Below are 1,556 nucleotides of genomic sequence, written 5' to 3' on the forward strand. Positions count from 1 at the left end.
GCCTATGGCGACGGTGCGCTCGACCGGGCAGTCTACCAGCGCTTCAGTGAGATTTTCGAACGCGAGGTCGCGGTGTTCTTCGTCGCCACCGGCACGGCCGCCAACTCGCTGGCGCTCACCGCTTACAACAAGCCGGGCGGCATTTCCTTTGCCCATCGCGAATCGCATGTCATCGAGGACGAATGCGGCGCGCCGGTATATTTTTCCGGCGGCTCTCGCCTGCATGAGATCGATGGCGCGCTGGGCAAGATCGATCCGCACAATCTGGAAAGGACCATCGGCCGTTTCGCACCGGAAATTGTCCATTGGGGACGGCCGATGGCCGTTTCGATCACCCAGTCGACCGAGGTCGGCACCATCTACGGCCTGGATGAGATCGAGACGATCTCGGCGATCGCCAAACAATATTCGGTGCCCCTGCACATGGATGGCGCCCGCTTTGCCAATGCGCTGGTCGCACTCGACACGACACCGGCCGAAATGACCTGGAAACGCGGCGTCGACATCCTCTCCTTCGGCGGCACCAAGAACGGCTGCTGGTGCGCCGAAGCGATCGTGTTGTTCGACCTCGATCGTGCCAGGGAATTGGCCTTCCTGCGCAAGCGCGCCGCCCAGCTGTTTTCGAAATCGCGCTTCGTCGCGGCGCAGTTCGAGGCCTATTTCAAGGGTGGGCTGTGGCTGGACACCGCCCGCCACGCCAACGCCATGGCCGCACGCCTTGCCGCCGCGATCGAGGATTCGGCAACGGCCAAGCTGGCATGGCTGCCGCAGGCGAACGAGGTTTTCGCGGTGATCAAGAAGGCCGAGGCCGAGAGGCTGCAGACCGCGGGTGCCGCCTTCTACGACTGGCACAAGCCGCATGGCTTTGACGGCCACATCGGCGAGGACGAGTTGCTCTACCGCTTCGTCACCAGCTTTGCGACGACAGCCGATGAAGTCGACCGTTTTGGCCAGCTGATCGCCTGATAACGCATTTCCCCGACAACAAAAAAGCGGCGCCTTTCGGCGCCGCTTCCGTCTCGGGAGGAGACTTGTATTTTAGGCAGCGGTCTTGGCCTCGATCTGCTTGGCCTTGGCCGAAGACGCCGTAATGGCGATCTTGCGCGGCTTCAGCTCCTCGGGGATGTTGCGCTTGAGGTCGACGAAGAGCAGGCCGTTCTTCAGCGAGGCGCCAACGACCTCGACGTGGTCGGCAAGCTGGAAGCGACGTTCGAAAGCCCTCGAGGCAATGCCGCGATAGAGCAGCTCAGAGCCTTCGCCGGTGCCCTCGTCCTTGCGCTCACCCTTCACGGTCAGCACGTTGCGATGGGCTTCGATCGAGATTTCCTCGTCCGAGAAGCCGGCAACCGCCATCGAGATCCGGTAGGAATCCTCACCGGTGCGCTCGATGTTGTAGGGCGGATAGGTCTGCGCGCCATCCGGCTGCGCAAGCGAATCGAGCATCGTGAACAGACGATCGAAGCCGACGGTCGAGCGATAAAGCGGGGAAAAATCAACGTGACGCATGAGGTGTTCTCCTGTTGAGCAACATGGTTTGCGTATGGCCGGTGCGAAAC

At 61.9% G+C, this 1,556-nt stretch carries 2 protein-coding genes; one reads left to right on the plus strand and one right to left on the minus strand.

What is annotated here, in order from left to right; genetic code table 11:
- The coding region (locus EN893_RS33315; RefSeq protein WP_164901358.1) for a low specificity L-threonine aldolase at positions 1-966 on the plus strand (966 nt) is incomplete at its 5' end.
- Between the two features lie 72 nt (positions 967-1,038).
- Here the strand turns inward: EN893_RS33315 and EN893_RS33320 are convergent.
- On the minus strand, positions 1,039-1,506 hold the full coding sequence (locus tag EN893_RS33320) for an Hsp20 family protein (RefSeq protein ID WP_013529716.1): 468 nt from the start codon (positions 1,504-1,506) through the stop codon (positions 1,039-1,041).
- Positions 1,507-1,556: the final 50 nt, after the last annotated feature.

This window comes from Mesorhizobium sp. M7A.F.Ca.CA.004.04.2.1, from assembly GCF_004022825.1.
Classification (GTDB): domain Bacteria; phylum Pseudomonadota; class Alphaproteobacteria; order Rhizobiales; family Rhizobiaceae; genus Mesorhizobium.

Coding starts and splice junctions, on each gene's coding strand:
- EN893_RS33320 (WP_013529716.1), bottom strand. CDS start 1,506: ATGCGTCACGTTGATTTTTCCCCGCTTTATCGCTCGACCGTCGGCTTC.